This window comes from Pseudomonas sp. Irchel 3A18, from assembly GCF_900187465.1.
Taxonomy (GTDB): Bacteria; Pseudomonadota; Gammaproteobacteria; order Pseudomonadales; family Pseudomonadaceae; genus Aquipseudomonas; species Aquipseudomonas cichorii.
On sequence record NZ_FYDI01000005.1, the window covers coordinates 537,362 to 544,945 of the forward strand.

At 56.0% G+C, this 7,584-nt stretch carries 8 protein-coding genes; 3 read left to right on the forward strand and 5 right to left on the reverse strand.

Features of this window, described 5'->3' with window-relative positions; translation table 11 throughout:
• Window positions 1–201: 201 nt before the first annotated feature.
• From CKW23_RS27260 to CKW23_RS13270, 4 genes are all read right to left on the reverse strand, one after another.
• Window positions 202–384, reverse strand: a complete 183-nt coding sequence (locus tag CKW23_RS27260; RefSeq protein ID WP_371856564.1) for a hypothetical protein — start codon at window positions 382–384, stop codon at window positions 202–204.
• On the reverse strand, window positions 332–1,822 hold the full coding sequence (locus CKW23_RS13265) for a methyl-accepting chemotaxis protein (protein WP_143498938.1): 1,491 nt from the start codon (window positions 1,820–1,822) through the stop codon (window positions 332–334). The genes CKW23_RS27260 and CKW23_RS13265 overlap by 53 nt, the downstream gene beginning before the upstream one ends.
• A 322-nt stretch (window positions 1,823–2,144) precedes the next feature.
• Window positions 2,145–2,303 carry a hypothetical protein gene (locus tag CKW23_RS26465; RefSeq protein ID WP_159918424.1) on the reverse strand — a complete coding sequence of 53 codons (159 nt, stop codon included), beginning with the start codon at window positions 2,301–2,303 and terminating at the stop codon, window positions 2,145–2,147.
• A 269-nt stretch (window positions 2,304–2,572) separates the two neighbouring features.
• Complete coding sequence (locus CKW23_RS13270) at window positions 2,573–4,690, reverse strand: TonB-dependent siderophore receptor (protein WP_095067712.1); 2,118 nt, start codon at window positions 4,688–4,690, stop codon at window positions 2,573–2,575.
• Window positions 4,691–5,161: 471 nt separating this feature from the next.
• Between CKW23_RS13270 and CKW23_RS13275 the strand changes: the two genes are divergently transcribed.
• The 3 genes from CKW23_RS13275 to CKW23_RS13285 all read left to right on the forward strand — a co-directional run bounded on the left by CKW23_RS13275 (window position 5,162) and on the right by CKW23_RS13285 (window position 6,709).
• Complete coding sequence (locus tag CKW23_RS13275; protein ID WP_025259518.1) at window positions 5,162–5,374, forward strand: DUF6124 family protein; 213 nt, start codon at window positions 5,162–5,164, stop codon at window positions 5,372–5,374.
• A 198-nt stretch (window positions 5,375–5,572) separates the two neighbouring features.
• On the forward strand, window positions 5,573–6,127 hold the full coding sequence (locus CKW23_RS13280) for a hypothetical protein (protein WP_051427720.1): 555 nt from the start codon (window positions 5,573–5,575) through the stop codon (window positions 6,125–6,127).
• Window positions 6,128–6,283: 156 nt separating this feature from the next.
• On the forward strand, window positions 6,284–6,709 hold the full coding sequence (locus tag CKW23_RS13285) for an N-acetyltransferase (RefSeq protein ID WP_025259516.1): 426 nt from the start codon (window positions 6,284–6,286) through the stop codon (window positions 6,707–6,709).
• Window positions 6,710–7,475: 766 nt separating this feature from the next.
• Here the strand turns inward: CKW23_RS13285 and CKW23_RS26230 are convergent.
• A partial coding sequence (locus CKW23_RS26230; protein ID WP_130926105.1) for an IS3 family transposase occupies window positions 7,476–7,584 on the reverse strand: 109 nt, incomplete at its 5' end.

Below are 7,584 nucleotides of genomic sequence, written 5' to 3' on the forward strand. Positions count from 1 at the left end.
GAGCGGGTCCGGTATCAGAACTATAAAGCCAGCTGCGGCGCCCCCGAACATGATGACTTGCGCGTACTTCAACGCTGCAAATACACCCAGGAAGAACGCGATGAGTGCCTTGCTACGTGGCGAAAAAACATCCGCGCCCTGATGCCCTCTGTTACCACGCCAGACTCCGTCCGGCCACATGACCGGACGGCTTTACAAGTCCTAGACCTGAAATTGCTTGGTGATACGACTCAGGTTTGTCGCCAGCTTGGACAGCTCAGCAGTGGCGATGGTCGTCTGGTTCGCGCCCTCGGAAGTCTGAGCCGACAGGTCACGAATGCTCACCAGGCTTCTATCGACCTCTCGCGCCACCTGAGCCTGCTCTTCGGCTGCGGTGGCGATCATCAGATTGCGCTCGTTGATCTGGCCGATGGAGTCGGTAATGGCCAGCAAGCCCGGCGCCATTGGCCAGTTCCAGCGTGCTGTGGGCCTGATGGCTGGTCTGCTCCATGGCAGTCACCGCCTGATGAGTACCGGTCTGGATCGAGCTGACCATCTGCTCGATTTCCCGGGTCGATTGCTGGGTGCGATGCGCCAGCGCTCTCACCTCATCGGCCACCACGGCAAATCCACGGCCAGCCTCGCCCGCCCGGGCCGCTTCGATGGCGGCGTTGAGGGCCAGAAGGTTGGTTTGCTCGGCGATGGCACGAATGACGTCCAGTACCTTGCTGATATCCGTGGCCATGGTCGCCAGGCCACGCACCTCGGCCGAAGTGCTTCCCACCTTGGCCACCATCAAGTTGATCGCGGCGACCGTTTCATCCACTTGAGCGCGGCCATCCAGCGCTGCCTTGGTAGACTGCGCCGCCGACGTCGAGGCCGCCGCAGCGTTGCTGGCGACCTCATCAACCGCGGCGCTCATTTCGGTGACCGCGGTTGCAGCCATTTCGATTTCGTTACTCTGGCGCAGAGTGGTGCGCGAGGCGTCTTCGGTAACGACATGCATTTCTTCGGAAGTCGAAGCCAACTGGGACGCCGAGTCCAGGATGGTGGCCAGGGCACCACGCAGATTGGATTGCATGGCAGCCAGAGAACCGACCAGTCGAGCCGCTTCATCGGTGCCCTCTTGCTTGATGGGCTGGGTCAAATCGTTGGCTGCAATACGCCGGGCGATCTCCAGCGCTTCGCTGATAGGCACAGTCAGGCTGCGGGTATACAGCCAGGCAAGCAGCACGGTGCCTGTCGCTCCCAGCACCACGAACAGGATCACCATCACCACCGTTCCGTGGTAAGCAGCATCGGCCTTCTCGCCCGCACGCTTGGCTTTCATGTCGTTCACGCCGATCAGCTTCTGCAGCGAGGACTCGGTCAGGTCGGCAGCGGCCTTCATATCCGTATTGGACGTCTTTACCGCAGCTTCCAGATTGCCCGCTGCCGTTTCCGACAGGTAGCGATCCTGAATGGCGTTATAACTGGTAATGGCCTGCTTGAGCTCACCGAAGGCTTGCCGACCTTCAGCCGTGACAAGCAACTTGGCCAGGGAGTCGCTGTACTCACCAATCATTTGACGGGACTGCTGAATATCACTGATAGCCTTGGTCTTGCGCTCCTGCGGCTCCAGTGGATTGCGCAAGCGGGCATTGTTACCCCGCAGACTGACGAATTCCCGATCCAGCGAACCGAGCAGTTTGACGCTGGGCAGCACGTTGGTTTCAACATGTTTCTCAGCCTCATTGAGCTTCTCGGCCTGGCGCATGAACAACACGCCCTGAATCAACAGCATCAGGCAGAAGAAGCCAAAGCACAGGGCTGAACGGGGGGCCAGGTTAAGACGTCGCATCATTGCGGGGTACTCCACGGCGGGTGGGATGTTTTAACCTGATCGGCGTGGGGTATTTTTTCTTGACACCGTTGGGCAGTTTAATGATGGGTGTAATTCTATTGTGCTAGTACGCACCCCATTTGCCCAAGAGTGGAATGGACATGATCCATGGGGCTGGCTTGAAAGGCTCTATTATATGCCTGCCAGGACAGCGAGCATGCGAGGTTGCTATCGAGTTTTGATCAGGCGAAAACAATCAGTGCCTGCACAGGTACGCTCTTGAGTCAGTACCTGCATGTGCCGCTCGTCGTATGCAGAGACGCCACTGCATCGCTCGCTCAAATCAGACTGGCCAGGGAGTGCCCCAATCGGCGAACTCCCAATGGCCCTGACCACCCTTCCAGATAATGGCGTGCTTAATCACCAACAGCACAAGCATCAGGATCAAGCCAACGAGAATTCCAAAGATGACGAACAGCAGTAGATAAGCGAAGAGAGCCATGCTCTGGAAACCTTGAGGTGACATTCCCTGTTAATCCGATAGTGGCCCGGACACTGTCCAAAAAACCACGCCATGCGTCGACTCAATCAACGAATGATCGCTGCATTGAGGCATGCGCACCATGCAGCCAACGGAATTTCAGGCAAAGAAAAGCCCGCGATGGGGGGAGCGGGCTTAAAGGTTCTTTCAGGAGCAGTTACGACATTACCTGCCCCGATGTAAAAAAACTGTGAAGGCGCCTGATGGATATCAAGCGCCGACCTGCGCCATCAGAACGTAACGCTGGCAGTCACCCGCGCTGTACGTAGCGCACCCTCCTCCACCTGCAGCGCGCTGCTGCCGGTTGTGGCCGGGTAGTATTCCTTGTTGAACAGGTTGTCGATGTTCAGTTGCAGACTGGTCTTGTAGTCATGGGTCGGCAGATCCCAGCGCACAAAAGCATCGGCCACGGTGTAGCTGTCCATCCAGAAACTGTTGGCATTATCCCCCGGACGCTCCCCTACATATCGTGCACCGGCACCGACATGCCACTTGCCGGTTTCAGCCGGCAGCGCGAGGTGGTGAGTCAGGTACAGACTGGCAGTGTGCATGGGCGCATTGGGCAGGCGATTGCCCTCTTGCTCTGGCGACTCCTGGTTCTTCAGCACCTTGGTACGGTTATAGGCATAGGTGCCGATCATGCTCCAGTTCTCGGACAACTCACCGGTAACATCCAGCTCGATACCGCGGGAACCCGCCTTGCCTACGGCCTCGTCGATGCTGTCGCCGTTGCTCTGCAGGACGCTGTTGACCAGGTTTTTCTTGACGATGTCGTACACCGCCAGATTCACGTTGAGCGCCTGGACAGGGGTGTATTTGATCCCCGCTTCGTAGCTGCGACCTTCAGTGGGCTTGAAGCTGTTGCCCGCATCATCGGCATCGTTGGGCACGAAAGAACGGCTGTAGTTGGCATAAAGCGCGACCGTCTCGGTCGGTTGATAGACGATCCCGCCGAAGGGAATGAATTTATCGCCATTTGAATCGGCACCAGGCGCATAGGAACTGCCCAGACCCTGATCGCTGTATTGATCCCAGTGCTCCTGACGACCACCGAAGACCAGAATCCAGCGGTCATTGAGGTGCCAGTTGTCCTTGAAATACACCGAGGTGGTGACGAGGTTGTTTTCTGCGTTGCTCTGGGTCGGGCTGATGGTCGCAGGCTCCGCCAGATTGCCATATACCGGGTTCTGGATATTGAGGTTGCCCGCGGCAGTGTTGGCATTGCGGTAGGTTTTGCCACGGTATTTATCAAGCGATTCGTTGTCCACGCCGACCGTGATCTCATGTCGCTGACCGAACAACTGCTGGTCGCCCATCAGATCCAGAGCGGTATAACGGCTCTCGTAATCATAGTGCCCGCCGTTGGCGATCCGGCGCAGGTTATTGCCGGTCAGCGTATTCGGTTGGGCTATCGCCAGGCTGTAGCGATCCTGAGTCCAGCCATAGGTCAGCCGGCTGCGCCATGCCTCATTGAGCTGGTACTCGAATTTCGCGGTCGTGCTCTGGCTTATGCCAACTGTCTTGGCCCAACGCTCATCCAGACGATCGCGATAACTGATGTCGGCGGGGCGACCATTGACGAACACCGTGCCGCGATCGAACGGGCTGGAGTAATCGTTGTATGTATAGGCCAGGGAAACACTCGCACGCTCGCCCACCCAGGCAATCGACGGCGCAATGAGCGTGTGCTCGTCAACGCCATAGTTACGCCAGTAATCTTCGTGGCCGCGCTCAGCGATCAAACGATAAGCCAGTCCGGTATCACCCAGCGGGCCGGTCGTGTCCAGACCGAACGAACCACCGCCCTCGCTGAAACCGGATCCGGTCAGCGTCGTGCTGCGGCTGAACTGCGGTTGCTTGCTGATGACGTTGATAAGCCCACCGGGCTCCAGTGCGCCGTACATCAACGACGCCGGCCCTTTGAGCACCTCCACATGATCGGTGGTTGCCCCCAGGTTACGACCAATAGCCGAGCGAATCCCGTCTCGCATGATCGAGTTGTCATCGTTGCTGCCAAACCCGCGCTTGATCAACGCATCCTTGGTGCCACCCAAGGTGTTGGTCTGAGTGACGCCGCTGACAAAACGCATCGCATCGTTCAGGTCCTTGACCTGATAGTCATCAAGGGTCTGCGCGGCAACCGTATTGACGGTTTGCGCCTCGTCCCGAATCTGCGTGGACCCCTTGCTCGCCGTGGATGTTTCCGTACGGGTGTAACTGTCAGCGTCGGAGGTAGACTGGATGACACTGGCAGGCAGCTCAGTGGCAGGCTCGGCAGCCACCGCAAGACAAGGCAGCGCACAACAGAGAAGAACAGAAGCGTTCAGGCGAGAAAGCGTATTGGCCACGTAAATGACTCCGGCATAGTAAAAGGAATAATTCCCATTTACTTACACGGATGGCAGGCGTGGTTACCTCACATTTTTTTGAAAATATTTTTCAGGGCCGTGCTGCATGAGTGACGGGCTGGACTTTTTCCCTCGCGAATTTTACGTCCGCTAACCAAAAAACCGCCTCCTACAACCCATTCCGACACCCTTTTCCCTTTCATCTGCATGAAGTTTCCGAGAAAATCCCGAGCCCTTGCGCGGGGTGATTTCGGGCTCTAGGCTGCGGTCGTCGCTGAATATCAGTGATCGGGTTTAGCAGCCTGTGGGTGACATACAACGCGCAAGTACCGCTTATGGCGGCTTTGCGTGGGGCACTTTCGAGTGCGCCGGATTTGTAGGTTGCCCCGGTCTGCTAACCCGCGTCAAAGTCGCCACCCATTGTTTGTTTAGCAGCGAATGGCAGGTGGCCTTACCTCACAGGCAACCTTCATGATCAAAGTAACCCCCGATCCACCGCATAAAAACCTCGAAGAATCCCTTCTGCACGTCAACGCCCTGCTGCGTTGCGCAGCAGCCACAGCCTACGAAACCGGAGACAGCCTCAACGGCCCGAAACGCGACCTGGCGTTTTCGGTGGTGCATTTGATTGGCATGGCCAAGGCTGAGCTGGAGCGGTCGCTGGCTCAGGTGGAGGTGCGTTAAGGCTTTTTCGCGAATGAGCGGAGCGCCGCCCGATTCGCTCCCACGCAGCCCGCGTAGGAGCGAATTTATTCGCGAAGAGCAACTTGCCTGTTCAATTAAACTGAACATGTCTCGCGATTATTGTTGGATAGACACCGCCAACTCGGTGCTCAAACAATGACTCCCCCTATTACCGCAGTGATGGAGTACCTATAACTAATGAGCACACTGTTGGCCAACCCTGTGCCGAACAACCGCCACTCCATAGAACAGTACATCCTGGCCAAGGATGGCAATCGACCTGATCTTCTGCGCCAGGCATTCAGCCCCGAAGCCACGGTTGAAATGCTCGTGCATACCGACGCCATTTCATTTCCGTCCACGCTGGAAGGGCTGGGTGCCATTGCGCAAACATTGGTACGTGGCTTTGGCCAGACCTATGAAAACGTTTACACCTTCTGCCTCGGTGAACCACCGGTGAGCGATGCCTCGGCGTACACCTGCAAATGGCTGGTGGGGATGACCGTCAAGGAAACAGGAGCAGTACGTGTCGGCTGCGGTCAGTATGACTGGCGCTTTGACTCTCAGTCCGGGCTCGTCGTGCATCTGACCATTACCATTGATCACATGCAGGTCAGCCCGGCCGCAGACCTGATACCGGTGATGAACTGGCTGCAAGGCCTCGGTTACCCCTGGTGCCAGGCAGACGACGTTATTGCCAAGGCCCCGCAATTGAGCAGCATTGCGCCGGTTATTGGTTATTTGCAGTCCTGACTTATTTGCCAACGCTGCGAGCGAGAGAGATTGAGCAGTTAATCCCGTACGTGTGGAAATCCTTCTGACCCCGTAGGATGTCTATCGGCGTTTGCTCTGAGATCAAATTGGGGCCGAGGTTTATCCATATCAGTTTGAATACCTAAAGGATTAGTGATGACGGCTCGTATAGAAATGATGATCGACCCGGGAGAGGAAGAGCGCCTGGCCATCCTCAGACCTTTGCGGGCTCATAATTTTTCTCAGGCAGGTGACCCCAAGCCTGAGACAATCGCTTTGCTAGTCCGTGATGAACAGACCGGCGAAGTGATTGGGGGCCTTTACGGTGAAATATTTTACCGCTGGTTATTCATAGAACTACTTGCGATACCCGAGCAAACCAGGGGCCAAGGCATAGGCTCACGACTGATCCACATGGCGGAAGATGTCGCGCGCGAAAAAGACTGCGTTGGAATCTGGCTCGATACTTTTGATTTCCAGGCCCCATCTTTCTATGAGCGACACGGTTTCACTGAGTTTGGGCACCTCAATGATTTCCCTCCAGAACATAAGCGTTTTTTTCTACAGAAGCGATTAGATTGAGGGGCTGTCCGCAGTTCGTTTGACTGGCCTCAAACGGCCTGCAATCCGGTTTACCTCTACCTGATGAACGCCATAAATCAAATCAACTGATGACACCAGCCGTGTTGGCCGGACGCTTACGGCGTTCCGCTCCCCGTATAAAGAGAAAAAATGGATGCACACCGCATTTGATAGCGCCCATGGCAAACCGAATGGACGCATCATCCTGATCAGTATCGCCTGCTACGTGCTGTCACTGATGCTGCCGGCTGTAACAACTGTTTTGCTTGGGTTTTTGAAGTACTGCCAAACAAGCGTCGAGCACGATTAGCACCATGCTTCTTAGATGCCCCCACTAGCCCGAATACTCAGCAAAGAGCGGTAGCACATTCCTGTCAATCTTCAGTACTGCACGTGAAGCACGGAGCGACTTCTTGAATGCAAAAAGCCGCGGACTGGGCCTTAAGGCTTCCACACTCAGAGGAGGCGTACTCACCAGGCAGCACTACCCGTCCGAACCGCTTTAGCATGCCATCACAAACATAAGCTGCAGAGGCCAGTGGCAAGACAACGCACCAACGGTACAACTCTTTGCGCACGCTCATATCAGAATGTGTGCCCGCCAAAGGCTATCCTGAAATCTAAGAAGTCAGAATGGGTATACTGCTGCCTCATGCGGCACCACCGAGTTAGACTCCATGGTGACAACAATTACATTTCTCCAAGAGCAATGGAGCAACAGGTAGCTTGATCACCGTAATCGGCGTCCTGAATCGCCCCGGATTCTCTAGACACCTTGCAAGCTCATTGCGTAACGCTTTTCAAACTCTACCGGTGACAGCTGATTGTTGAAACCATGCCGGCGTTTTGCGTTGTAGAACATCTCGATGTAGTCG

Excerpts from the sequence above, each read along its gene's own strand:
- CKW23_RS27260 (WP_371856564.1), bottom strand. The coding sequence starts at position 384 with ATGATCGCCACCGCAGCCGAAGAGCAGGCTCAGGTGGCGCGAGAGGTC.
- CKW23_RS13265 (WP_143498938.1), bottom strand. The coding sequence starts at position 1,822 with ATGATGCGACGTCTTAACCTGGCCCCCCGTTCAGCCCTGTGCTTTGGC.
- CKW23_RS26465 (WP_159918424.1), bottom strand. The coding sequence starts at position 2,303 with ATGGCTCTCTTCGCTTATCTACTGCTGTTCGTCATCTTTGGAATTCTC.
- CKW23_RS13275 (WP_025259518.1), top strand. The coding sequence starts at position 5,162 with ATGATCAAAGTAACCCCCGATCCACCGCATAAAAACCTCGAAGAATCC.
- CKW23_RS13280 (WP_051427720.1), top strand. The coding sequence starts at position 5,573 with ATGAGCACACTGTTGGCCAACCCTGTGCCGAACAACCGCCACTCCATA.
- CKW23_RS13285 (WP_025259516.1), top strand. The coding sequence starts at position 6,284 with ATGACGGCTCGTATAGAAATGATGATCGACCCGGGAGAGGAAGAGCGC.